We start from the raw sequence: 23,993 nt of genomic DNA on the forward strand, positions 1-23,993 counted from the left end.
TGCGGCAGCTCGGTGGTTGGACTGACAACGTGGTGAAGCCCCTGGTAGATGGGTTTTCGACCAGGAGAACCGTCTCCACCAGAGGCTTCGCCTGCTTGTCCACCCCTCGGGCATCGAGGTGCCGGCTCTGCCCTGCGCTTCCTGGCCGCTCGTCCGCGGCAGCACGTGAGTGCGCGGGTTTCTGCTCCCTGGGGTGCACCGTCTGCTGGTGTCTGCTGTCTGCTCAACTGGCAGGCCACCGCGCAACTGTCCGGGGTGGACGGGCAGTTCGCTCCAGGGGGCACGGTGGCCTTGTCCCAGCACGACCTGCTTCGCCTGCGTGAGCCGCTGCGTTGGGCAGATGGTCTTGAACTCGTCCGCGGGGCCGCCGAGCGGTTGCTGCAGGAACTGATCGAGGCCGAGGCGGGTGTGAGGTTCGGTGCCCAGTGGAACGAGCACACCGCCACCGGCACCACCTGGCGCAACGGGCACCGGGAGAAGACCGTGACCCACGCAGGGGCGGCTGCCTCGAGTTCGCGATCCCGAAGCTGCGGGCCGGGAGCTTCCTCTCCCAGCCTGCTGGAGCGCCGGCGGCGCATCGGCCGGGTTCTCTGCGCGGTCGTCATGGAGGCCTACGGGCACGGCGTCTCCGCCCGCTCGGTCGGTGACCTGGTCAAAGCCCTGGGCTGCGACACCGGCATCTCCCAGAGCGAGGTCTCCCGGAGCTGCGCGGACCTGGACGAACAGCTCGACACCTTCCGGACGCGCCCGCTGGACCACACCCCGGCTTCCCGGCCTGTTCCTCGACGCCACTTACGTCAAGGCCCGTGTCGACCACCGCAACGCCCCCCAGGCGATCGTCATCGCCGCCGGGGGCCGCCCAGGACGGCAGCCGCGAGGTTGCCGGTGTCATGGCCGGCGACAGCGAGACCGAAGGGTTCTGGGCCCAGTTCCTGCGCGAACACGGGCTGTGCGGCGTCCGACTGGTCATCTCAGACGGCCACAGCGGCCCGGTCACAGCGATCCGCAAGGTGTGCCAGGTCCTCACAGATCTTTTCGGTCGGCTGCTGGGGGCCTCGCCGGCCTTGCCCGGTGCCGTCCATGACGTCCGTGCGGCCCGCGAACACGGCATCGTCGACGCGCTCGCCGAGGCCGGCGTCAAGTGCTCGGCGGACAAGGCGTACCGAGGTGCCGGCGGCACGGTGGGCACCTCCTGCCGGGCTCGTTGATACAGGACGGCAGGCTTCAAGATGGTTGCCGCATCGCTGAGTTCACCGGTCCGAACGCCCGTGGGGGCCGGCTGGGGGATGCGGCTGATCATCCGCCGGGGGCGGCAACTGCATCCGCACCGCCACGGCCATGGGGCGGCACAACCTTCCCCCCGGCAGTCATGGCACATCGATATGGCTCCGATGCTCGCCGCGAACCTCCGGGCCGGTCTCCCAGCCCGGCTCCGCCTGCTGCCTTCGGCACGACAACAAGGACTTGGCGAACGTCGCACCGAAACCATGCGTGTGCGCCTGTGCCGCCTGCCTGCCCGTGTGGCCTGCCAGGCTGGAGGTCACTGTCTGCGCATGGTGCGGACCTGGCCCTGGGCAGCGGCGTCCACCGTCCGCTGCGGACGGCTCACCCAGCTGCCGGCCGTCACCTGACGGCCGGCGTCGTCCCCGGCAAGGAGCAGGAAAGCGGCGGCCTCGCGATCTTTTCGGACATGACGGGCGCCCCGCCGGTTTGGTCAGCGATCGCCCGTCGCTGACGGATCGAGGGCATGACTCAGCAGTGTCTGTCTGCGGCTGCCGTATCGATGACAGTCAACGCTTGGTACGCGCGGCAAGGGCCTCCACCTGGCTGCGCAGCCGTTCCACGGCCTGTGCCGGATCCTTGGCGGCGTAGACGGCCGACCCGGCCACGAAGCAGTCGACACCGGCCTCGGCCGCCTGCTCGATCGTGTCGGTGTTGATGCCGCCGTCGATCTCCACCACCAGGTTCAGATGGCCGGTGTCGACCATCGTTCGGGCCTTGCGTACCTTGCCGAGGACCTCGGCGATGAATTTCTGGCCGCCGAAACCGGGCTCCACGGACATCACCAGCAGGGTGTCGTAGTGTCTGAGGACATCGACGTAGGGCTCCAGGGGCGTGTTCGGCTTGATCGCCAACCCGGCCTTGGAGCCTGCGGCCCGCAGGTTCTTCGCGAGCATGACCGGATCGTCGGCGGCCTCGACGTGCACCGTGACGTTGTAGGCACCCGCTTCCGCGTAACCGGTCGCCCAGCGATCCGGGTTCTCGATCATCAGGTGGCAGTCCAACGGTAGGTCAGTGGTTGCCAGCAGCGACTGAACGACCGGCAGCCCCAGGGTCAGGTTCGGCACGAAATGCGCGTCCATGACATCTACGTGCAGCCAATCCGCTCCTCGACCTGGTGGTCCTTTCACGGCAGCCACCTCGTCGGCGAGCCGTGCGAAGTCGGCGGAGAGTATGGACGGAGCGATCAACGGTTGGTTCGACACGACGCCAAGCCTAAAGCTCCGGCGGTGACGGGTGGTTATTTATTGTGCGCATCACGGGATTGTGCTTTCGCATGACGCGGGGTGTTGCCGGGTTTTGGGCGGTGGGCAATTGTTGTGAGGGTTGGTAACCGATCTTGTGCTCGGTGGCGGGTGTGCGGATGTCCATGCCCTTAGCCCGAGGTGTGTACCGACGTGTGCGGAGCACCGTCTTCACCGATGAGGAGAATGTAATGCAGTTGCAGGTTGCGCTGGATGTCCTTGACCTTCCCTCGGCGCTGACTCTGGCGAATCAGGTGTCCGAGCACGTGGACATCCTCGAGCTGGGGACGCCCCTGGTGAAGTCCGTGGGCATCGGCGCGGTGAGCGCGATCAAGGCCGCGCACCCGGACAAGCTGGTGTTCGCCGACCTGAAGACGGCCGACGCCGGCGAGCTGGAGGCCACTCTTGCGTTCGAGGCGGGAGCGGACCTCATCACGGTGATGGGCGCGGCCGACGACGACACCGTGCGCGGGGCGGTGTCGGCCGGCCGCAAGTACGGCAAGAGCGTCGTCGCCGACATGATCGCCGTGGTGGACGGCCGGGTGGAGCGGATCCGCGAAGTGGCCGAGCTGGGCGTGACGTTCGTCGAGATCCACGCCGGCCTCGACGAGCAGGCCCGGCCCGGCTACACGATCGACACCCTGCTCGAGGACGGCCGCCGGGCCGGCGTCCCCTTCTCGATCGCCGGCGGTGTCGGCATCGGCACCATCGCCTCCGTCCGGGAAGCCGGGGCCACCGTGGCCGTGGCCGGCGGAGCGATCTACAACGCCCCGGACCCGGCCGCGGCCGCCTACGAACTCAAGAAGCGCGCAACCGCCTGACACGACCGGCACGTTGTGTGCCGGGCAGTAACCCGGCACACAACGTGCCGGACCGGTCTGAGCATCCCGGCTTCACGGCCCAGGGCGCGTCGTGTTCCGCACCGTTCTGATTCGATTGATTCGTGGTGTTTTTGGATCTGGTTGCGGCCATGGAGCAAGACCAGTCTTCAGCTGTCCGGCCTGCCGGCAGCCGGAAATGGTCGCCGTTCATGAGGCTCTGGTGAGCCGCTTCGGGAGACTTGAAGAGGGAAAAGGGAGTCGGCGTGAAACCCCATGAGTCATGTGCGCGGTCCGATCGGGTGCACGAGGCCAACTGTTCCCTCCTGCGGCTGGCCGCGGGAGTACTGCGGATGCGCTCCGCGCATTTCAGCCGAGACACCGGTCTGTCCCCGGCCGCGGCAGACCGGCTGGCAAACGTCTTGGAGGGTGTCGCCGAGGGGCATTCCGCCTTTGACCAGATCGATCCGGATGAGGCGATCGCCCTGGCGCATCGCCTGGTTGACGACGACCATCCTGAGTTGTCAGGAATGTGGCCCACCCGGTAGGGCGGTCGCAGGTCTCACCGGGCACGCACGGGCCGGTGGCCGTGGCTGAGACCTCGGATCGATACGGTGGCTGTCTTCCCTCACGAAGACCGCCCCGGGCGAAGTGAACGAGACGGCCGGTCATGACTGCGGCGACGACGCTCTCGCCGGACACCCCCAGGCACCTGCTCGCATCGCAGGTGGTCTCACGTCGCGGGGCGAGGGCGTTCTTGACGCCGGCTGCAGCCATGTCCCTCGCTTCGGCCCTGCGCTGGTGAGCGAGCTCGGCGCGGAAAGCGGGTGGTGCCGTGGCGTCCCCTTGCTTCCACCAACAACCGGCCGATAAAGGACCGCCGCCCAGTTGACAGCACTGGGAATCACTCGCAGCTCGACGAGGAGCACACGATGACCGCTGCCGCTGAAGCCCCCGCCCGGCCCGCGCTCGCGGGCGACCCCGCCCTGATCGGCGTGCCCACCTTCGTCGTCGGGGCGGTCGCGCTCGGCCTGGTGCTGACCGGGTACGTTCCGGCCGGCGCCGTCGGTGCCTCGGTCGCGATCATCCTGCCCGCGACCGGCCTGGGCCAACTCGTCGCCGCGGTGTGGGCAGCGGCACTGGGCCAGAACGCCACCGCCGCCGTCTTCGGCGTGTTCAGCGGGTTCTGGCTCAGCTACGCGGCACTTGTACTCGGCCTGATCCACGGCTGGTTCGGCATCTCCGGCGACGCGGCGGTCGCCACGCAGGGCCTGTTCCTGATCTCCTGGCTCGTCACGATCGTCGTGCTGACGCTGGCCACCCTGCGGTTGCCCGCCGCGTTCACACTGCTGTTCACGTTGATCGACATCGCGCTCGCGCTCGTGCTGTACGGCACGGTGAGCGCCTCCGCGGCTGCCGCCGCCGCGGGCGGGTACGTCGTGTTCGCGTTCACCGCGGTGGGGGTGTACATGTTCGCCGGCGCGCTGTTTGCCGCGACGGGCGGCAGGCCGCTGCCGCTGGGCCGTCCGGTGCTGAGCTGAGCGGACACCGGGTGGGCGGCTCAGGTTGCCCGCAAGCAGCCCGGCACGGTCGACGCAGGCCCGTGAGGGTCGTGAAGTCGTCGTTCACACCTCGTTGACAGCAGAACAGGGCCATGGGTCACCCGCCCGGTGCATCTCTTGCGAGAGGGATGAGCAGACGAAGGGAAAAGGCCATGCGCTTCGAAATCGTGCGGCTCGACGACGTCGACGGCACACCCGTGGAAACCACCGTCGTGGACGCCGCCTCCGTCAGCCGTATCGTTCAGCAGGCCGCCGCCCTCGGACAGCGGCTGTGGATCCGCCCGGTCGAAACCTCACACTCATGACCAGCAAAGCCCCTCCCCCATGCGGTTGAGACCCCCCTACCACCGGTTCCCGGTTCCCCCCCGACCCGGTCATCAGCAGGTTCACACACGTGGCGGAGAAAGCGGAGCCCCTCCCCATGCGGTTGAGGACCCCCCTACCACCGGTTCCCGGTTCCGCCCCGACCCGGTCATCAGCAGGTTCACACACGTGGCGGAGCAAGCGGCCGCAGCGGTGAGCGCGACCCGAAGACCCTGGTGACGAGCGCCCGTCCGTCACGCCGCCCAGGGCGTGTGCGCCCGGCATACCCGCCGTCACACACGCGATCCAGCAGTCACTGGGGCAGACCTCGGTGCGGCGCACAGCGCTGACGCTGCTGAACGTCAACCAGGCGGACGGTTCTCGGCGGTGGAACGCCTCGCCCCGGGCCTTTCGGTCGTCTCGTACCCCACGCCGCCGCCCGGCTCCGCCGCCGCCTGCTACCCGAAGACCACCAACGTCCTGGTTCCCCTCGACAGCGTCGCCGACACCAGCAACACCCCCCGCCTCAGAGTGTCATCGTGCGTCCGGAGCCTGTACGGGAGCGGACGGGGCATGGGCCGGGTGACAGCTCGGCGTCGCGTCCCTGCGCGCCCGGGGCGGGAAGACCGCGTACCGCCCGGACACCTCGGCCGTGGAAGAGCCGATGGAGATACCGGCCGCCGACCGCCCGCGCGTGGTGACCCTGCGCACCCCCGGCGACGACTTCGACCTCGCGGCCGGTTCCCTGATTGAGCGAAGGCGTGGTACCGGCGGCAGAGCGCACCAAAGTCCGCCGCCCAGGTGCCGCGGCGGACGGCGCCACCACCTGCACCAGCGTCGACGCCGTCCTGGCCCCACGGGCCGCACCTCCCGACACCTCACTGGAGCGGAACTTCTCCACCGCGTCCTCCTGTGGCCTGTGCGGCAAGGGCCGGCCCCGGCCCCGTGCGCACCACCGCCGCCTGGAGCGTGGCCGTTGACAGCCCGGTGCACCGAGCCGTCAGACGCCGGCCGTTCCACCCCAACGCCTGCGGGCGGCGCAGCGCGTATCCGGGCACCAGCGGCGGGCTGCACACCGCCGGCTCTCTTCACCACCGAGGGCGCGCTGTGGTGCCTCAGGCAGGACACCGGCCGCCACAACGCCGTCGACAAGGGTCGTCGGCCACGGCCTGCGCTCCGGCATGCTGCCGCTACGCGGAAGGGTCCTCATGGTGAGCGGCCGTTTCCTTCGAACTGGTAGGAAGGCCGTGACGGCGGGCATCGCGCTGCTGGCCGCAGTCTGGGCCCCCTCCTCGCCGGCCGTCGCTCTCGCAGCCGAGAGCGGGCCGGCACTCGCCGGCTTCCTGCGCGGCACGTCCGTGAACGTATACGCGGGCCACGAACGCGTTCTCGCCGCACGAGCAGACGCGCTTGAGCAGCACCGCTGATGGAGGCGTTCGTGTGGCCGGAGGCGGCGGCCGCGGGAGACCTCACGCCCCGGCAGCCGCGCACGTACGCGCTCATCGCCTGTGCCGAGGAAGCGAGGCATCGCGCTGACCGAGGCGGAGTCGGCTGCCGATGCGGAACACAGAGCGCGGCAGCAGGAACGAGGGCTCCGCCCGGCCGCCGTACAACGGACCGCGGTTGGCCATGAGCGCGCAGATCTACGCCGTGCTGAAGCCGGTGTGCCTGCGTCTTGAGCGGGTGGACAACGCATCGCCGCGCGGAAGACCGCCCGTGAGGCGGGCCGTCGTCTGCGTCCAGGCATGCCCCTGGGCGGCTTTGTCACCGGCCGAACCGCCCGGTTCGCCGGCGTGATGCACTTCAGACATCCGCGACCCGGGCCGGCGGCTGCTCGGGGCGGCGCTGCCGCGGCGGGGGCTGCGGGCACCTGGACTGCGCGTCCGGGACGATGCGGCCAACCGGCCCCAGGTGCGACGTGTACGTCGAAGCCGCCGCCGGCCGTGCCGCGGCCCGGCAACGTGCCCCGCGCATCGAGCAGGGGCCTGTGCCCCGAACACGCAATCCGTCACGGCCCAGTCGGGTGCCGTGGAGGAGCTGACAGAAGGCCCCGCTGAAGCCATGTCCCCTTCCTTGAGCGCTCGTTGAACGAGGCCTGGGGAAGGGGAACGGTCCGCCGTGGGTGGTGTCGGATGACCTGTGGGGGCGAATCGGGCCGCTGCTGCCGGTCAGGCAGCGCCGCGCACGCAATGCTGGACGGCTGCCGCTGGATGATCGCCGCTGCCTGCAGGGCATCCTGTTCGTGCTGCACACCGGGATCCAGTGGGAGTGGCTGCCACAGGAGCTCGGCTTCGGCCCCGGGATGACCTGCTGGCGTCGGCTGCGGGACTGGCGCACGAGGTCGGCGTGTGGGACCAGCTGCACCAGGTACTGCTGACCGAGCTGCACCGCGCCGGGAAGCTCGACTGGTCCCGGGCGGTGATCGACGGCTCGCACCGCCAGGCCCGTCGGGGCGGCCCAAGACCGGGCCGAGCCCGGTCGACCGCACCCGGCCCGGCTCGAAGCACCATGTCATCAACGACGCTCACGGCACCCCGCTCACCGTCACGTTGACCGGCGGCAACCGCCACGACGCCCAACTGATGCCCTGCTGGACGCCATTCCCCACATACGAGGGGCGACCGGCCGCCCGCGCCGCCGACCCAGGCAGTCGTACGCCCACGACTACGACTACGACAAGTGCCGCCGACTGCTGTGGAAGCGCGGCATCAAACCCGTGATCGCCCGCCGGGGTGTGCCACACGGCTCCGGTCTGGGCACGGTGCGGTGGGCGGCGGAGCGCACGAACGCATGGATCCACGGATTCCGACGGCTTCGGATCCGGGTGGGACATCCGGGATGACATCCATGAGGCGTTCCTCAAGCTGGCCTGCTGCGTGATCACCTACAGACGCGTCCGAGCATGGTGTCAGCTCCTCTTAACCGCCTGCGAGTTGGACGACCTGATCCAGGGTCCTGTCGTGGTTCCGACGACACGGGAACCCATGGTCCGCCGCGGGGCTATGGCGGTGACGGCGGCAGGCGGATCTTTCTGACCGGTCGCGTCCTCGGGGACGTCCTGTGCAGGCCCTGCCGCGAGGAAGCCGCCGCCTCGGCCGGCAACACCCCCGAGACCCTCGCCGCCAAGGCCCAGACGGCGACCTGCCTCCGGCATCGACGGCAGTGTCCCGTGCCACCGGGCAGGTGTGACCGGTCGAGCCCGGGCGCGCGATGAACCGGCCGGACGGGGCGTCATTACGCGGCCAGGCGTCCGTCAGGACGTATGGAGAGCGCGACCCCACCGACCGGTCGGCATGTTACACCCGTAACGGCAGTCACACGCCGGCCCTCACTCGGTGCCGGGAATTTCACGCCGTACAGGCCCGAATGGCGAGGAGACGCCTCCGGTGCGGCTGTTACGGACGTATCATTGCGGGCGTGACGGGTGACGAAGACAACAGGCCGGGTCCGCAGCGGAAAGAAACGGCAGCCGAGGATGCCTGGCTGCTGGTGGCGGTGAGCACCGCAGGCGGCGCGGATTCCCTGCGCGTGCACGTGTGGCGCAAGCTGCGCGGGCTGGGGGCGGTGTACGTGCAACAGTCGGTGTGCCTGCTGCCCGACCGCCCGCCGGTCGCCGCAACTGTACGCAAGCTGGCGGACAAGGTACGTGCCGGCGGCGGCACCGCCCGCTGCCTGCACCTGACCCTGACCGACCCGGTCGAGCGCGGCGAGCTGATCGGCGAGTTCCGTGCATCCGTCACCGCCGAGTACAGCGAGGTCCTGCAACGCCTGCCTGCCTTCTTCACCGAGATCGAGACCGAGACCGCCAAGGGACACACCACCTTCGCCGAGGTCGAAGAATCCGAGGCCGACCTGGCCCGCTTCGAGGCATGGGTAGCCAAGATCGAGGCCCGCGACTACTTCGCCGCCCCCATCGGCGCCGAGGTCCGCGCCGAACTCGACCGCGCCCGCAAGGCCATGAAGGCGTTCGAGGCCGCCGCCCTCGCCGCCGAGACGGCTCCCCACACCGGCACCGGGCACGGCGCGCTCCAGCCGGACGCCGCCGAACGACAAGGACACCGCCCGTGAACACCTGGCTCTCCATCGCCCTCGCCGCCGCCGGCGGCCTGCTGCTGGCCTGGCTGCTCGTCATCGCCGCCCTGCTGACCGTCCGGCCGCGCGGCAGCCTGCTCACCGAGGCCGTCCGGCTGCTGCCCGACCTGCTGCGGCTCATCCCCCGCCTGGCCCGCGACCCGAGCCTGCCGCGCGGGGTGCGGGTCCGGCTGTGGCTCCTGCTGGCCTACCTCGCGATGCCCATCGACCTGGTGCCCGACTTCATCCCCGTCCTGGGCCACGCCGACGACGTCATCGTGGTCGCCGCCGTCCTGCGCGCGATCGTCCGCCGCACCGGCCCACAGGCCCTCAACCGCCACTGGCCCGGCACCGACGACGGCCTCGCCGCCGTGCGCCGCCTCGCCGGCCTGCCCGCCATGACGAACCCGTAAAAGCCGTGGAGACAACACCGACCGCCAGTACAGCAGCCGCGGCCGTCTCCGACACCGCCGCGCTTTCAGCGGCAAACAGCCCACGCCAGGGACAACGTCCGGCAATTGACCTCAAGATCCCCCATAGTGCTGGGAACGATTTTCGGACCTGATACGACCACTCGGACGGCAAGGACCAGGAACCGAAGGCGAAGTCCGGTATGGAGCGAACAAGAATGCAGACTGATGCCGGCTCAGGCCTTGCCGAAGACTTCCTGCTGGCTGTGTACCTGGACGGACAAGGCCGTGTACCCCACTACCGCACCGGCCTCGACTTCGGTCTGAGCGCGGCGCTGCTGATGGAACTCGCCCTGGGCGGCTTCATCCACACCGCCGACGGATACATCGTCGCCGACCACGGCACAGACCCGCGTGACCCCGCACTCCGCGAGGTCCTCACCCGGATCCGGTCCTCCCGCACACCCCGCAGAACATCGGAATGGGTCAAAACCCTGAGCGTCAGCGCCCACAAACAACTCTCGGCCGGCTTGATCACCCACGGCGTCCTAGCTCGCGCACCCAGACGCCTCCCGTTGCCCACCCGGCCGGCCCGTCGCTACAACCTCCTCCAACCCACCCGGCGGGACGCCGCCCTCCGCTCCCTGAACGACCCCTCCGACCACTCCGACCACTCCACCGCACCGGCCGCGCCGGCCGCACCGGCCGCACCGGCCGCACTGGCCGCACTGGCAAGCGCATGCGAAGCCACACCGGGCGGCCAGGAACACAGCGAACCCGAAGCACAACTGCAATCCCTCAGCCCCACCTGCCGCCAGATACTCAACGCCGTCACCGACTGCATACAGCCGCTGAAGTACACCTGGGACTGAACCCCACACAAAGCAGCATCCCCACTGACGGCCCCGCCGAGGATGCGGTGACACAGAAGCCCGCGGACATCGAAATCGTGTACTCAACTGCATCATCTTGCCTTCGAAGCACCCACACGCCGAAGAACAGGCCGGGAAGCCGGATGTGGTCCAACGGGCGCGTCCGGAAGGCGTCCAACTGTCCGCCCAGGTCCGCGCACATCCGGGAGACCTCGCTCTGGGAGATGCCGGCGTCGCAGCCCAGGGCCTTGACCAGGTCACCGACCGAGCGGACGGAAACGCCGTGCCCCTAGGCCCCCATGACGACCACGCAGAAAGGCCCGGCCGATGCGCCTTCGACGCCCCACCAGACCGGGGAAGAAGCTCCCGGCCCGCAGCTTCGCGAGCGCCAGCTCAACACCGCCACCCCCACTGGGTCACCCCCCTCCCCCAATAACCACTGCGCCAGGTGACGCGGGCGCCGGCGTGCTCGCCCCAATTCGGCACCCAACCTCACACCCCCTCGGCCTCGATCACTTCCTACAACAACCGCTCGACGACCCCACGAACAAACCCAAGACCATCCGCCGAACGCAGCGACTCACGCCAACGGGGCAATGACAGTGCAGCAGCCGCTCCGGCGCCTAGGACCTGTCTGATAATTGATCTTGTGGTGGGTCGTGGTGAGCTGACGGATGAGGCGTGGGAGCGGATGCGCCCCTGCTGCCTGGTGTTGACGGTCGTGGGCGGCCGTGGCGGGATCACCGGCAGGTGATCAACGGGGTGTTGTGGCGGTTGAGGACCGGTGCCCCGTGGCGTGACCTGCCGGAACGCTACGGGCCGTGGCAGACCGCCTATGAACGGTTCGCCCGCTGGGAGGCGGACGGTACCTGGGCTCGTCTGCTCGAACAGGTCCAGGTCCGCGACGACTCCGTCGGAGCCGTGGAGTGGACCGTGTCGGTCGACTCCACGATCAGCCGGGCCCATCAGCACGCCGCCGGCGCCCGCAAAAAGGGGCGACGGCAGGGGACGAACTGGAAGATCCGGCACGTCCGTCGGCTGGCCAGGCGCTGGGCCGGTCCCGCGGCGGGCTGACCACCAAGGTCCATCTCGCCTGCGACGGCCGGGGCCTGCCCCTGGCTGTCGTCGTCACGCCCGGCAACGTCAACGACTCCACCGTCTTCGAAACGGTCATGGACGAGCTGAGGGTGCCCCGGACCGGTGCCGGGCGGCCCCGCCGCAGGCCCGACGCAGTCATCGCGGACAAGGCGTACTCGTCCCGGGCGATCCGCCAGGTCCTGCGCAGGCGAGGCATCCAGGCCGTGATCCCAGAACGGGCCGACCAGAAGGCCAACCGCCTGCGACGAGGGAAGGCCGGTGGCAGACCGCCGGCCTTCGACCGTGAGCTCTACAAAGCCCGCAACGTGGTCGAACGCTGCTTCAACCGCCTCAAGCAGTTCCGCGCGATCGCCACCCGGTTCGACAAACTCGCCACCCGCTACAAGGCCGGCGTCCACCTTGCCGCACTCATCCTCTGGCTTCGCGAACCCATCCAAGATCGTTTGTCAGACAGGTCCTAGGAGAGCAGGCCGGCGACGTCGCGGGCGGCGTCCCGGGCGGTGCGGCCGACGCCGATGAGGGTGGCCGACGCCCATGAGGGTGGCCGACACCGGGTGGGTCCAGTCGCCGTAGCCGAGCAGGTGCAGTCACGGCTCGCCGAGAGCCCGTGTCCGTCGGTGGGATGTGTCCGCGCGGGCCCCGCAGGTCCAGCGGGGCGAGATGTGCCAGTGCCGGGCGGAAGCCGGGTCACGGGGCCGTCGTGACCGTGTCGGCCGCGAACCTCCTTCGCCAGGCGAGCGCGACGTGGACCAGGCCGATCAGCACCGGCACTTCGATGAGCGGGCCGACGACACCGGACAGGGCCTGGCCCGAGGTGACGCCGAAGGTGGCGACGGCGACCGCGATGGCCAGCTCGAAGTTGTTGCCCGCCGCGGTGAAGGCGAGCGTCGCGGTGCGGTCGTAGGCCAGGCCCAGGCCCTTGCCGAGGAGGAAGGCGCCGAAGAACATGACGGCGAAGTACACCAGGAGCGGCAGCGCGATCCGGACGACGTCCAGCGGCTGCGACGTGATGGTCTTCCCCTGCAACGCGAAGAGGATGACGATCGTGAACAGCAGCCCGTACAGCGCCCACGGGCCGATCTTCGGCAGGAACCGCTGCTCGTAGTCGGTGCGGCCGAGCTTCTTCTCGCCCAGGCGGCGGGTGAGGAAGCCTGCTGCGAGCGGGACGCCGAGGAAGACGACGACGTTGAGCGCGATCTTCCCCATGGAGATGTCGAGGTGCTCGCCGTCGCCGAGGCCGAGCCAGCCGGGCAGCAGGTCGAGGTAGAACCAGCCGAGCAGGCCGAAGGCGAGGACCTGGAAGACGGAGTTCAGGGCGACGAGGACGGCGGCGGCCTCGCGGTCGCCGCAGGCGAGGTCGTTCCAGATGATGACCATGGCGATGCAGCGGGCCAGGCCGACGACGATCAGGCCGGTGCGGTACTCGGGCAGGTCCGGCAGGAAGATCCAGGCGAGCGCGAACATGACCGCCGGGCCGACGATCCAGTTGACGACCAGCGAGGAGACCATCAGTCTGCGGTCGCCGGTGACGGCGTCGAGCCGGTCGTAGCGCACCTTCGCCAGCACCGGATACATCATGATCAGCAGGCCGAGCGCGATCGGCAGCGAGACCCCGCCCGTCTCCACCTTCGCCAGCGCGTCGTTCAGCCCTGGGACGAGCCTGCCGAGTCCGAGCCCGAGGGCCATGGCGAGCAGGATCCACACCGCGAGGTAACGGTCGAGGGTGGAAAGCTTCTTGACGATCGACTCGTCCCCGGCCGCATCGGTGCTCCGGGCGCGGGCGGTAGCGGGATCGGCGGAGGTCACGGGCAGGCCCTCTTGTTCTCGGCGGCGGTGCGGGCGGATTCGGCGAGCTCGGCGAACCGCTCCGAGAGACCGGCCAGGACGTCGGCCGTGAGCTTGTAGTAGGTGAAGCGGCCGCACGGCTCGGTCTCCACCAGCCCGGCCTCGCGCAGCACCTTCATGTGGTTGGACAGGTTGGTCTGCCTGGCCCCGGTCTCCTCCACCAGGTGCGTGGTGCACAGCGTCTCGCGCGCCAGCAGCGTCACGATCCGCAGCCGGAGCGGATCGCCCAGCGCCCGGATCACATCAGGATCAACTGAAGTCAGCATGCACTGATACTGTCACATCACTGTCCGCCGACAGGAGCGGATGCCGATGTCATGGGTGGCGTGCAGCCGCCTCGAGACGAAAGAGCCCTTCATGCCCGAGAGCGCCGGCAGGAAGCCGTCCGTCCTGTTCGTCTGCATCCACAACGCAGGCCGCTCGCAGATGGCCGCTGCCTGGCTGACCCACCTCGCCGGGGACCGCGTCGAGGTGCGCTCCGCCGGCTCCGCCCCGGGCGAACAGGTCAACCCGGCCGCCGTCGCCGCGATGGCCGAGGTCGGCATCGACATCTCCGCCGAGGTCCCGAAGATCCTTACCGTGGACGCGGTGAGGGAGTCCGACGTGTGCATCACCATGGGCTGCGGCGACACCTGCCCCGTCTTCCCCGGCAAACGCCACCTGGACTGGAAGCTGGACGACCCGGCCGGACAGGGCGTCGACGCGCTCCGCCCGATCCGCGACCAGATCAAGACCCTGGTCGAGACCCTGATCGCCGACATCGCCCCCTCCGAGCCGGAAGCGACGGCGTAGAGGCAAACGCGACATCCTCATCGCGGCGCACAGCCCTCGCGCCGAAGGGCCCCGCCGGCACACGGGGCGGCCGTCGCACTGCGACTGCTGTTCACCGTGTTCGCGCCGGGCCGGTACGCCGCGGCGATCTCCCAGCCGATACCGCCCCTGAGGCCCAGCACGCCCCAGCGGTGACCGACCCATACATCATTCCCCCAGAGCCGTGACGCAACTGCACGCCTCCCACAGGGCCGGCCGTTCCCTCCCCCCGCTCCGCCCCCGGAGGACTCCCACCATGCCCGCCACGATCCGCGCCCACCGTTCCCGCAAGGCCCACTCCCCCCCCCTGGACCGACCGCCGCCCCAGGCCCGCCGCAGCACCCTCGACGCGCCCCACCGTCACAACCGCCCGCGCCACCCCCACCCGCTCCTACCCGTACGGCCAGCACCGTTCCACGCCATGACTCAAAGCCCGAGTGGATCAGGAAGACACCACACGCTACGCAGCCTACGGCCGGCCGGTGCCGTACCCACCGGTCAATCAACCGACGCCCCCAAACAACACACCCAAGGACCGCCCCTACCGGCTGGGACCGCTGACCTTCGAAATGACAGCAGAACATGCACGCCTATGACAGGCCGGCGGCATCAGGCATCCTCGGATGCGAATATTCACGACACACATCTGACCGGCACAGTGCGCCACATCGGCCGACCTCTGCCGGACGACCCGCTCAACGCGCCGTGGCCCACGGTAGAACACCTGGCCGCACAGATCAGATGCGGGTACCCGGCCGATCGATGCACACTGCGCCCGCAGAGATGGTCCCGGCAGACGGGCTTTCCCTCGCCCTCGGGCGCCTGCTCCCCGCGCCCGAGGGGATGGTCTCAACTCCGGTGCGCTGCGCTGCTCCCCGCACCCGCGGGGGTAGCTCATGGGCTGGTTGGGGAGCCGTCCGGACAGGAACCTGGTGGCCTGAGCGTCCCGCTCCCCGCATCGGGGATAGTTTCATACCGGGACGATTCAGACAATCCGGCGATCCTGCTTCCCGTACCGGCAAGGATGGTCCCAGTGCTCCCAGCAGACGAGACCCGCACTCGCCGCCCTCGCACCCGCAGGGATGGCACCGGTGGCCATCTACGGCCGCCGCATCTCCGTCGCTGCTCCCCGCACCTGCGGCTCCTGAAGACCCGCGCCAAAATCGCTACGGACGTCACCCCTCACAGGATGACCCGCACCCCCCTCTACAGCCGCCATAATGGGGACATGCCCTCTAGCCCACACCGCCCCGCACCCGCGCCGAGGAAGCTCTCGGGCGCGGACGCCGAGGACCTCGCGCTTTACCGGGAGAAGTTCCGAGGCCGTCTGCCGGAGTCGCTGGAAGAGTTGCACGGCCCAGCCAAGGGGGTCGTCGAGCTGCCGCTGCACATGGCCTGGTCCGGGCTGACCACGTACGACTTGGACAAGCCACGCCAGCGTATGGGCCTGTACCGCACCATCCTGCACGAGGGCCTGCGCGAGGACCTGCCCCGCTACCTCAACCGGGACCTGCTCCTTGAGCTGTGGCCGGTGCTGCGCACCCTCGTCGGACGCACGGTGCGCACGGTATGGGAAGACGCCTTCCCCCAGCTCAGCTCCCGCACCCAGGCAGCCGCGTGACGGATATGCCGGAGCTGCACACGCGGCTCCTGGCAGATGTGATCGCCGTCGGCTCCCCCTACCCCCTGGTCCTCACTGGCGGCTATGCCGTCCGGGCACACCGCCTGGTAAACCGCCCCAGCCAAGACCTTGATGTCGCCACTGAGAATCCCGCGCCCATGACCGAGATTGCGGCTACGCTGCGCGCCGGCCTGGAAGCCCGCGGCTGGAGAGTGCACTCGCTGGAGACCGCTCCGCTGTCCGCCCGATTCACCGTGACCGAGCCGGCCACCGGACAGGAATGCGAGGTCGACATCCTCAAGGAGAACCTCTGGCGGCCGGTCACACACAGCCCCTACGGGCCAGTCCTCGCGGAAGAGGACGTGATCGGGACCAAGGTCCGCGCCCTCGCCGACCGCGGAGCCCCGCGTGACCTGATCGACGTGTTCGCAGCCTCCCTCCGCTGGAGCACTACCGACCTCGAAGAATTCGGCCGCCGCCACGCCCGCGGCCGCTTCGAGAGCGAAGACCTGCAGGCAAATCTCACCGGCGCCGAGTGGACCGACGACGAAGCCTTCGCCGCCTACGGCCTGGACGAGGCCGCCATCACCGCTCTTCGTACCTGGGCCTTGGAGTGGGCCGACGATCTCGCGACCCGCCTGCTCGAAGAGTCCAGCAATCCGGACATTGACTGATCACGTCCGGGTGCCGATGAAGAGCAGGCTGCTCCCCGCACCCGCGGGGATGGCCCCTCGACGCCGTCCAGTGCGGCGCGGCGGACCAGCCACTCAGACACGAAGTGGGAGCGACTCGCAACACCCACTGCCATGGCAGGGGCACCGGCCCGCGCGCATCGGTTCAACTGCAGCGGATGCGGCGGCCGACAACCTGCCGGGACTTTACGGAATTTCCACGCAAGATTCTCGCGCGTATTACAGTTTTCTCCGCGCGGCTCGTCAGCTTGTGCCGTGAAATAGATCTATGGGCCGGAATGTATCCGTGTGCCCAAGGTACGCCGTGGGGGGCTTTGTGCAGCAGATGGTCAAGGGCGCGAACGCAACCCTGACGGACCTGAGTGATGATGTCGGTTCGGTGATCGTCAGTCTCGGCTGGGCCAGCCCCACCGGCGAGGGCGACGCTGATGTGTCGGTGCTGCTGCTCGACTCGAGCGGCAAGGTACGCAGCGACGGCGACTTCTACTTCTACAACCACCCGGTGGCTGCCGACGGAAGCGTGCAACTGCTGGGGAAGACGCCGACGGCGAACGGCAGCGAGGACCGGATCAGTTTCGATCTGTCTGCAGTGCCGGGCGAGGTCGAGCGGATCGTCGTCGCCGCGAGCAGGTACGAGGGCTCCAGTTTCGGTGAACTGGACGACGTGAGGATCACGTTGGCCGATGCGGCCGGGGAGGGGCTGCTGCGGTTCGCCGTCGACGACGCCGACTCGGTGACGGCGGTCATCTTCGGTGAGCTGTACCGGCGGGGTGAGGCATGGAAGTTCCGCGCCGTCGGGCAGGGGTACGCCACCGGGCTCGCCGGGCTGGCCACCGACTTCGGCGTCGACATCGAGGACGACGCGGCCGCGGAAGCCCAAGCGGACATGGAGGCGGGAGCGGACGCGGAGGCGGAGGCGGGAACCGTGCCCGCCGGCAGCGGTACGCAGGCCGGCCCCGAGAGGCAGACGGACGCGGCGGCGCCTGTGCCCGCCGGGCAGGGGCTGATGAACGCCGTTCCGGCTCCCCGTCGGCCCGACAGTCAGGCAGAGGGGGTGAAGAAGCGGGCCGCCCGCCCTCGCACCGCGAAGAAGAAGGTCACCCTTCCCGCGACGGTGAAGAACACCCTGGCAGAGAACGACTCCTGGAAAACGGCCAGACTGTTCCCCGTGTCCGTGCTCAAGAGCGACCGGGACCGGGAGATGCGGGCCACCTCCGTGCTGCTGTCGGTGATGGCGCAAGTTCCGGAGTTCAGCCGACGGCTCACTGCGGCATTCGGTGCCCCGGCGGGCCGTCTGGAGACATTCACGGAGGTCTCCCTCCCCCACGGCGACAGCCCGCGCCGCCCGGACGGCGTCATTCGCGTAGAGCGGGCCGGGAAGCTGTGGACGGCCCTGGTGGAGACGAAGACCAACGGCAACGTGCTCAAGGCCGAACAGGTGCAGGCGTACATGGACATCGCCGCACGTCGCGGCTACGAGGCCGTGATCACGCTGACCAACGACGTCGCCCTGGAGGGCAGCCCGCTCGTCGACGTCAAGATCGACCGGCGGCGCAAGCACAAGGTCGCCCTGTGGCACCTGTCCTGGGCGGAAGTCGCCCATCAGGCGCAGATGCTGATCCGGCATGAGGGAGTGGGCAACGCCGCGCACGCCTGGTTGCTGCAGGAACTGCTGCACTACCTGCAGCACGAGAACTCCGGCTGCCACGGCTTCCAGAACATGGGGCCCTCCTGGGCCCCGGTGCGTAACGGCATCGACGACGAGACCCTCTGCCAGGGCGACGCACGGGCGCTCGAGGTCGTCGAGAACTGGGAGCGGCTCATCCGCCAGGTCTGCCTCAGGCTGGGCGGTGAACTCGGGCAAAAAGTTCTGCCCGTTCAGCGCGCCAAGCGGGGAACGGATCCCAAGGAGCGCCGCGACCGCCTCGCCGACCAACTCTGCCTCGAAGGACGTCTACAGGCCGAGTTGCGTATCGACGGCACTCCCGGCGTCCTCATCGTCAGCGCGGACCTGCGGACCGGCAAGCTGCGCACCGCCATCGACGTCCCCGCCCCCGAACAGGGCTATCCGCTGAGCTGGACCAAGCGGCTCGTCCGGCGTCTGGAACAGGCACCGGCCGACCTCCACGTCGAAACTCTCGTCGACGGCGCCGGGCCGGGTCCGCGCGGCACCCTGGAACGGCTGCGCCCCGAACCGGCGGACCTCCTCCCCAAGGACAGCGCCACAAGGATCACCGGGTTCCGGCTGTCCCTGATCAAGGGCATGGGCAGTGGTCGCGGCAACGCCGAGACCGGTTTCATCCGCAGCGTCGACGATGCCGTGCACCGCTTCTACACCACCGTCGTCGTCCACCTGGACGCGCCCGCGGGACGCCGCCGGCCCGCCAAGCAGAACGCGGCGGCGTCAGCCTCCGGGTGACGCGACGAGCCGTGTCGTGTGCGCGGCGTGCGTACGGCGCACACGACACGGCAACACGCACCGGGAGGGGGCCACCACGCGAGATGTGCCCAGGCTCCCAACATCGCTCTGCACCCACTGGCCGGTCGAAGATCCCCCGGCGAACCCAACTCGCTGCAGCACAGACTGCCGAACCCTGGGGGAACATGTGAGAGCCGTTCCCAACCAGCGGAAGCGACGTTCATGAGTCGCCTCAAGGACGCCGTCCAGACGGTCGGCCAGGACTCGTTCTGAGCTGCCCCCGGTTTCGTGGAGTCCCTGAAGCCAGGCTTATGATCCTGGCCCGAAGGAGAACCACGAGCAGTGCCAGCACCACGTAAGTACCCGGACGAGCTCCGGGAGCGAGCCGTCCGCGAGGTTCGTACCACCGGCCGTCCGATCGCGCATGTCGCAAAGGACCTGGGCATCCACAAGGAGGCCCTGCGCGGCTGGGTCCGCCAGGCCGAGGCGGACACCGGCGAACGCGACGACCGGCTGACCACCGCCGAGCGGGAAGAGCTGAGGCAGCTCCGTCGGGAGAACGCGGAGTTGAGGCGGGCGAACGAGATCCTTAAGGCCGCGAGCGCGTTTTTTGCGGCGGAGCTCGACCGTCCCCGGACGAGGCCGACCAGGTGATCGAGCACCTCAGGGACAAGGGCCTCGGGGTCGGGTTCACCTGCCGGGTGCTGGGGCTGTCGGAGTCGGCGTACTACGCGCGCAAGAAGCGGCCGAAGTCGGCCCGCCGGCTGCGTGACGAGCAGCTCATGCCGCTGATCGAACAGGTCCATGCCGAGTCCGGCGGCACCTACGGCGTCCGCCGGATCACCCGCGCGCTGCGGCGCAAGGGTGTGCAAGTGGCCCGCTGCACCGTCGAGCGGCTGATGGCCGAGCTGGGTATCGAGGGCGTCATCCGTGGTCAGCGACGCCGCACCACCGTGCCGGAGCCGTCGGCACCCAGGCCGCCGGACCTGGTCGACCGCGACTTCACCGCGAGCCGGCCCGACCAGCTCTGGGTGGCCGATATGACCTATGTCCGCACCTGGTCCGGCTGGGCGTACGTGGCGTTCGTCCTGGACGTCTTCTCCCGGGTGATCGTCGGCTGGCAGGTCGCGAACCATATGCGGACCGAACTCCCGCTGGACGCGCTGGAGATGGCCCTGTGGAGACGGAAGATCAAGAAGGACTCCGGGCTGATCCACCACAGCGACCGCGGCTCGCAATACGTATCCATCCGCTACACCGACCGGCTCACCGAGATCGGTGCCTCCGCGTCCGTCGGCTCGGTCGCGGACTCGTATGACAATGCGATGGCCGAGGCGCTGAACGGCACCTTCAAGGCCGAGCTGATCGAGATGCAGGGTCCCTGGAAGGACGTCGACCAGGTCGAACGGGCGATCTTCCAGTGGGTCACCTGGTACAACGATGAACGGCTCCACTCCGCCCTCGACTACGTACCGCCCGCCGAGTACGAACGCGACTGGTGGCGACAACAGGAAGCCACCCCGCAGTCCGCCTGAAACAAGATCACCGGACTCTACGAAACTCGGGACAGCTCATTCGAGGTCCTCGACGAAGACCAGGGACAGGTGGCTGGTCGACTTGTCAGGAACCAGCTGTGCCCCTCCCACCGACCGCAAGCGGGCTCCCTGGAGTGGTGGCCGAACGCCCCCGCAGACAACCGCACCCAAACGGAGCCAGCGTGGAACAACCGCTCCGGCGGGCACGGTACGGGGTCGCCCACAAGGGGGTATGCCAAACGAGCGGTGTAACTGGGTGTTGAAGTTACTGACGGGCTGCGGAGAGGCGGCCGTCGAAGGCGATGTCGAAGGCGTTCAGTGCGGTCTTCCAGCGCATGGTCCAGCGGGCCTGTCCCTTGCCAGTGGGGTCGAGGGACATGACCGCCATGTAGACGCATTTCAGGGCGGCCTGCTCGCTGGGGAAGTGCCCGCGGGCCTTACCGCCCGGCGGATACGGGCGTTCACCGACTCGATCGCGTTCGTCGTGCAGACGATGCGGCGGATCTCGGTGTCGAACCGCAGGAACGGGGTGAACTCCTCCCAGGCGTTCTCCCACAGTTTCACGATCGCCGGACACTTACGGCCCCAGGCATCGGCGAACTCGGCGAACCGGTCCAGGGCGGCCTCTTCGGTGGGAGCGGTGTAGACGGGCTTGAGAAGCTTGGCGATCTAGTCCCAGTCCTGGCGGGCGGCATAGCGGAAGGAGTTCCGCAGCAGATGCACCACGTAGGTTTGCACGATCGTCCGGGGCCAGACGGTCTCCACCGCCTCGCCAGTACCCGGGCACGAGCCGAAGCGCCCGCCACGGCCAGCTGACAGATCCGCGGGCTCGGCGCCCGTGAGGGCTCACCGCCCTCACGGGCGGCGAGCCGTCACCAGAAGATCAGCCGACCCGACACGTGGTTTCCCGTTGAGCGAAAAAGCTTCATCGCTCCCAGATGCCGAGTTGGTTCGCGGCGGCTTCCACGGTCTGCGCGAGCAAGACGGCGATGGTCATCGGTCCAACGCCGCCGGGCACTGGAGTGATCAGACGGGCGCGGGTGAGGGCGGTATCGAAGTCCACGTCACCGACGTTGCCCGGGTTGTACCCGGCGTCGATCACCACCGCGCCGGGTTTGATGTCTTCACCTCGGATGAGCCGGGGTCGCCCTACGGCCGCTACCACGACGTCTGCTTCCCGGACGATTGCGGACAGGTCCGCTGTGCGCGAGTGGCAGTACGTCACCGTTGCGTCCTTCGCGAGAAGGAGCATCCCCACCGGTTTGCCAAGAATCGCGCTGCGGCCCACCACGACCGCATGCTTGCCAGCGAGGTCGACGTCGTATGCCTCCAACAGCTGCATGATCCCGCCGGGAGTGCAGGACACGAAGCCTGGCAGCGCGAAGCTCATCGCGGCGAAGGAATGCATCGTGACCCCGTCGACATCCTTCTCCGGGGCAATGGCCTCGAACGCCGCTCGTTCGTCGATGTGCGGGCCGCAAGGATGCTGAAGCAGGATTCCGTGGACTTCCGGATCACCGGACAGGCCAGCAAGGGTGTCGATCAGTTCGGCGGTCGTGGTGGCGGCCGGCAGACCGATGTGCCGGGACTGGATGCCTGCTTTCGCGCACCGTGCCCGCTTCATGCGGACATACGTGACCGATGCGCGATCCTCTCCCACCAGCACCGTCGCCAGACAGGGACTGGTACCCGTGCGCTGTGAGATCTCCGCCGCCTTCACTGCAGCTTCTTCGACGATGCGTTTGGCGAGGCCCGTGCCGTCCATGAGCTGAGCCGTCTGCGTCGAGGACATCGTTGCCTCCAGGCGTTGCTGACCACTCGCCCAGGCGCACGGCATCGACGTCTCGTCAGACCGCTCCCCGGTGGTGCTCCACCTCAGCGCCAGTCACGGCCCACGCTGCACTGTAGTAGACGCTGGATCCTCGCCAGGCATCGATCAGCGTCCTCGGCCAGGAAGCGACTTTGAGTCCGAGCCCGGCGCCGCCGTCGTCGCAGCTGCGGGCGGCGTCAAGCCGTACGACGACCCTCACCCTCCTCTGCACTGACGTCAATTCTCGGGTTCTGGCTCGCTTTCCGTGAACTGGTCACACTCTGTTCAGTGACGTCGGCCGCTGAGATGATCACTGCTCACCCCTAGCTGAGGAGTCGGGGCCCCAGATGAGTAGCTGGTCGCCAGAGGTAGATGAGGTGTTGGAGGCGTCGGGCTGGACGCCTGGACGGAAGGTAGACACGGCCCGCTGGCGATCCATGTTCGAAGGAGTCGGCCTCGCCATGCACGACGCTGCGGAAGCCTTCCTGCAAGAGTTCGCCGGTTTGACTGTTAACGTCAGCGGACCAGGGATCAGCTGTGCACGCACGCCGTTCGAGCTGGACCCCGAGCTGGCCTGGGGCGAGGATGATCGATTCACGGAGTGGGGCGAAGCGATCGGGCGCCATCTCTACCCGCTCGGTGAGCTGGACCACGGCCGGTTCTTCCTGGGTATCGACGAAGAGGGCGTGATCTATCTCGTCGAGACCTGGATTGCCAGCTTCGGAGCGGTGCCTCACGCCATGGAGAACTTGGTTCTCGGCGTGGCTCCTCGCCGAATCGATGAGGGGTACGAGCCAGCGGGACATCCGTCCTGACGCGTCGGTCACCTGTAGAGCAGTACTCGCTTTCGGAGGAGCAGGAATCCGGCTCGGCCGAACATCTGCCGTTTGAGCATCTTAATCCGGTTGACATGCCCCTCTACGACGCCCGAGTTCCAGGGCAGGGTGAGACCGGCGATGACAGCGTCGCGGTCGCGGTCGATACCGGCGGCGAGGGTGTGGAGGCCGGGCAGGTTGTCCTTGCGGACGGCGTCGAGCCACTCGGGCAGCCGCTGGCCATGCCGCTCGGTGAGGATCTTGGCGAAGGACCGGACATGTCCGGTGAGTGCATCCAGTTCGGGGCAGTGGACCAGGACGGCCTTGAGGCGGAGCTGTTCCGCCTCGGTGAGGGTGTCGGGGTGGCGGAGGATCCAGCCAGCGACCGTGCGAGGTGAAGGCGGCGGTGCAGTGACCGGATCCGTCGAGAGCCGCTTGGCGCGGAAGTAGGCGCGAACTCGCTGGTAACTGCCCTTGTAGCCGAGCGGCATGATCTCCTCCCATGTGCCTTCCAGGCGTTGGTGCAGCCTTGGTTCCAACGATCGTCCAGGTAGGGCTTGTACTCATCGAGTACGGAAGGGCGCCCCTGCCATTGGCCGGGGAAGAGATCCTCGGGCGCGGTGGCGTCGGCGTGGAGCTTGACGGTGCGGTACGTCATGCCGAGTTGGCGTTGGATCGCGCGGCGGCTGTGGCCGGCGGCGAGCAGCGCGTGGACGGCCGCGTGGTTGGCCCGAGTCCGGTCGGCGAACCGGTGGCCGGTGGGCCACGGCGAGCCAGAGCTGTCCGT

At 68.8% G+C, this 23,993-nt stretch carries 19 protein-coding genes, 8 pseudogenes and 1 riboswitch; of the genes and pseudogenes, 19 read left to right on the forward strand and 8 right to left on the reverse strand.

Annotated elements, in window-relative coordinates:
• Positions 1-48 precede the first annotated feature (48 nt).
• The 3 pseudogenes from ACQY0Z_RS32720 to ACQY0Z_RS32730 form a co-directional block, all read left to right on the forward strand.
• Positions 49-699 (forward strand): annotated as a pseudogene (locus ACQY0Z_RS32720) (transposase); the annotation flags it as partial.
• 191 nt (positions 700-890) lie between these two features.
• Positions 891-959 (forward strand): annotated as a pseudogene (locus ACQY0Z_RS32725) (hypothetical protein); the annotation flags it as partial.
• A gap of 57 nt (positions 960-1,016) precedes the next feature.
• Positions 1,017-1,205, forward strand: a pseudogene (locus ACQY0Z_RS32730) (IS5/IS1182 family transposase); the annotation flags it as partial.
• Between the two features lie 585 nt (positions 1,206-1,790).
• Here the strand turns inward: ACQY0Z_RS32730 and rpe are convergent.
• Entirely contained in the window at positions 1,791-2,471 is a 681-nt protein-coding gene (gene rpe / locus ACQY0Z_RS32735; protein WP_439813543.1) for a ribulose-phosphate 3-epimerase, read from the reverse strand.
• Between the two features lie 245 nt (positions 2,472-2,716).
• Between rpe and hxlA the strand changes: the two genes are divergently transcribed.
• The 9 genes and pseudogenes from hxlA (at position 2,717) to ACQY0Z_RS32780 (ending at position 10,561) form a co-directional block, all read left to right on the forward strand.
• Positions 2,717-3,346 carry a 3-hexulose-6-phosphate synthase gene (hxlA, locus tag ACQY0Z_RS32740; RefSeq protein WP_020700116.1) on the forward strand — a complete coding sequence of 210 codons (630 nt, stop codon included), beginning with the start codon at positions 2,717-2,719 and terminating at the stop codon, positions 3,344-3,346.
• A gap of 263 nt (positions 3,347-3,609) precedes the next feature.
• Entirely contained in the window at positions 3,610-3,891 is a 282-nt protein-coding gene (locus tag ACQY0Z_RS32745; RefSeq protein ID WP_106432553.1) for a hypothetical protein, read from the forward strand.
• Between the two features lie 384 nt (positions 3,892-4,275).
• Positions 4,276-4,884 (forward strand): GPR1/FUN34/YaaH family transporter, encoded by a 609-nt coding sequence (locus ACQY0Z_RS32750; RefSeq protein WP_189906983.1) that lies wholly within the window; start codon positions 4,276-4,278, stop codon positions 4,882-4,884.
• Positions 4,885-5,057: 173 nt separating this feature from the next.
• Positions 5,058-5,210 (forward strand): hypothetical protein, encoded by a 153-nt coding sequence (locus ACQY0Z_RS32755; RefSeq protein WP_019527496.1) that lies wholly within the window; start codon positions 5,058-5,060, stop codon positions 5,208-5,210.
• Between the two features lie 571 nt (positions 5,211-5,781).
• Positions 5,782-6,635 (forward strand): annotated as a pseudogene (locus ACQY0Z_RS32760) (formate dehydrogenase accessory sulfurtransferase FdhD).
• Between the two features lie 657 nt (positions 6,636-7,292).
• Positions 7,293-8,108 (forward strand): annotated as a pseudogene (locus ACQY0Z_RS32765) (IS5 family transposase); the annotation flags it as partial.
• A gap of 517 nt (positions 8,109-8,625) precedes the next feature.
• On the forward strand, positions 8,626-9,276 hold the full coding sequence (locus ACQY0Z_RS32770; protein WP_381728493.1) for a Chromate resistance protein ChrB: 651 nt from the start codon (positions 8,626-8,628) through the stop codon (positions 9,274-9,276).
• Positions 9,273-9,692: a YkvA family protein gene (locus ACQY0Z_RS32775; protein ID WP_019527501.1), complete on the forward strand. Its 420-nt coding sequence runs from the start codon at positions 9,273-9,275 to the stop codon at positions 9,690-9,692. The genes ACQY0Z_RS32770 and ACQY0Z_RS32775 overlap by 4 nt, the downstream gene beginning before the upstream one ends.
• Positions 9,693-9,907: 215 nt before the next feature.
• Positions 9,908-10,561 (forward strand): GOLPH3/VPS74 family protein, encoded by a 654-nt coding sequence (locus tag ACQY0Z_RS32780; RefSeq protein ID WP_439813201.1) that lies wholly within the window; start codon positions 9,908-9,910, stop codon positions 10,559-10,561.
• Here ACQY0Z_RS32780 and ACQY0Z_RS32785 read toward each other — a convergent pair.
• Positions 10,521-10,817: a transposase gene (locus tag ACQY0Z_RS32785; protein WP_439813544.1), complete on the reverse strand. Its 297-nt coding sequence runs from the start codon at positions 10,815-10,817 to the stop codon at positions 10,521-10,523. The genes ACQY0Z_RS32780 and ACQY0Z_RS32785 overlap by 41 nt on opposite strands.
• 393 nt (positions 10,818-11,210) lie before the next feature.
• On the opposite strand from ACQY0Z_RS32785, the pseudogene ACQY0Z_RS32790 reads away from it, so the two are divergent.
• Positions 11,211-12,120: pseudogene (locus ACQY0Z_RS32790) on the forward strand (IS5 family transposase).
• Here ACQY0Z_RS32790 and ACQY0Z_RS32795 read toward each other — a convergent pair.
• From ACQY0Z_RS32795 to ACQY0Z_RS32805, 3 genes and pseudogenes are all read right to left on the reverse strand, one after another.
• Positions 12,117-12,343, reverse strand: a pseudogene (locus tag ACQY0Z_RS32795) (pyridine nucleotide-disulfide oxidoreductase); the annotation flags it as partial. The pseudogenes ACQY0Z_RS32790 and ACQY0Z_RS32795 overlap by 4 nt on opposite strands.
• A 3-nt stretch (positions 12,344-12,346) precedes the next feature.
• On the reverse strand, positions 12,347-13,465 hold the full coding sequence (gene arsB / locus ACQY0Z_RS32800; protein ID WP_439813413.1) for an ACR3 family arsenite efflux transporter: 1,119 nt from the start codon (positions 13,463-13,465) through the stop codon (positions 12,347-12,349).
• Positions 13,462-13,770, reverse strand: coding sequence for an ArsR/SmtB family transcription factor (locus ACQY0Z_RS32805; RefSeq protein ID WP_210634899.1), 309 nt, complete (start codon positions 13,768-13,770; stop codon positions 13,462-13,464). Before ACQY0Z_RS32805 ends, arsB begins: the two co-directional genes overlap by 4 nt.
• Positions 13,771-13,861: 91 nt before the next feature.
• Here ACQY0Z_RS32805 and ACQY0Z_RS32810 point away from each other — a divergent pair, with 91 nt between their 5' ends.
• From ACQY0Z_RS32810 to ACQY0Z_RS32830, 5 genes are all read left to right on the forward strand, one after another.
• Complete coding sequence (locus tag ACQY0Z_RS32810; RefSeq protein ID WP_439813414.1) at positions 13,862-14,296, forward strand: arsenate reductase ArsC; 435 nt, start codon at positions 13,862-13,864, stop codon at positions 14,294-14,296.
• Between the two features lie 1,246 nt (positions 14,297-15,542).
• Complete coding sequence (locus ACQY0Z_RS32815) at positions 15,543-15,935, forward strand: hypothetical protein (protein WP_189906971.1); 393 nt, start codon at positions 15,543-15,545, stop codon at positions 15,933-15,935.
• A 5-nt stretch (positions 15,936-15,940) separates the two neighbouring features.
• On the forward strand, positions 15,941-16,609 hold the full coding sequence (locus tag ACQY0Z_RS32820; protein WP_019527507.1) for a nucleotidyl transferase AbiEii/AbiGii toxin family protein: 669 nt from the start codon (positions 15,941-15,943) through the stop codon (positions 16,607-16,609).
• Positions 16,610-16,952: 343 nt separating this feature from the next.
• Positions 16,953-19,046, forward strand: coding sequence for a TerD family protein (locus ACQY0Z_RS32825; protein WP_210635315.1), 2,094 nt, complete (start codon positions 16,953-16,955; stop codon positions 19,044-19,046).
• 342 nt (positions 19,047-19,388) lie between these two features.
• A protein-coding gene (locus ACQY0Z_RS32830; RefSeq protein ID WP_439813415.1) for an IS3 family transposase occupies positions 19,389-20,581 on the forward strand; the annotation gives its coding sequence in 2 pieces (ribosomal slippage) (positions 19,389-19,659 and positions 19,659-20,581; 1,194 coding nt in all).
• A 265-nt stretch (positions 20,582-20,846) separates the two neighbouring features.
• Here the strand turns inward: ACQY0Z_RS32830 and ACQY0Z_RS32835 are convergent.
• Both ACQY0Z_RS32835 and ACQY0Z_RS32840 read right to left on the reverse strand, forming a co-directional pair.
• Positions 20,847-21,361: pseudogene (locus ACQY0Z_RS32835) on the reverse strand (transposase); the annotation flags it as partial.
• 145 nt (positions 21,362-21,506) lie between these two features.
• The gene (locus ACQY0Z_RS32840; RefSeq protein ID WP_189906969.1) at positions 21,507-22,373 is read right to left on the reverse strand and encodes a bifunctional 5,10-methylenetetrahydrofolate dehydrogenase/5,10-methenyltetrahydrofolate cyclohydrolase; all 867 of its coding nucleotides are present in this window, start codon (positions 22,371-22,373) and stop codon (positions 21,507-21,509) included.
• A gap of 21 nt (positions 22,374-22,394) precedes the next feature.
• A riboswitch (ZMP/ZTP riboswitch) is annotated at positions 22,395-22,480 on the reverse strand.
• Between the two features lie 258 nt (positions 22,481-22,738).
• Here ACQY0Z_RS32840 and ACQY0Z_RS32845 point away from each other — a divergent pair.
• Positions 22,739-23,206 carry an SUKH-3 domain-containing protein gene (locus ACQY0Z_RS32845; RefSeq protein WP_210634902.1) on the forward strand — a complete coding sequence of 156 codons (468 nt, stop codon included), beginning with the start codon at positions 22,739-22,741 and terminating at the stop codon, positions 23,204-23,206.
• A gap of 8 nt (positions 23,207-23,214) precedes the next feature.
• On the opposite strand, the gene ACQY0Z_RS32850 is transcribed toward ACQY0Z_RS32845, so the two are convergent.
• Positions 23,215-23,697 carry a transposase gene (locus ACQY0Z_RS32850; RefSeq protein WP_210634903.1) on the reverse strand — a complete coding sequence of 161 codons (483 nt, stop codon included), beginning with the start codon at positions 23,695-23,697 and terminating at the stop codon, positions 23,215-23,217.
• Between the last annotated feature and the right edge of the window lie 296 nt (positions 23,698-23,993).

The organism is Streptomyces sp. P9-2 (assembly GCF_051903975.1).
Taxonomy (GTDB): domain Bacteria; phylum Actinomycetota; class Actinomycetes; order Streptomycetales; family Streptomycetaceae; genus Streptomyces; species Streptomyces cellulosae.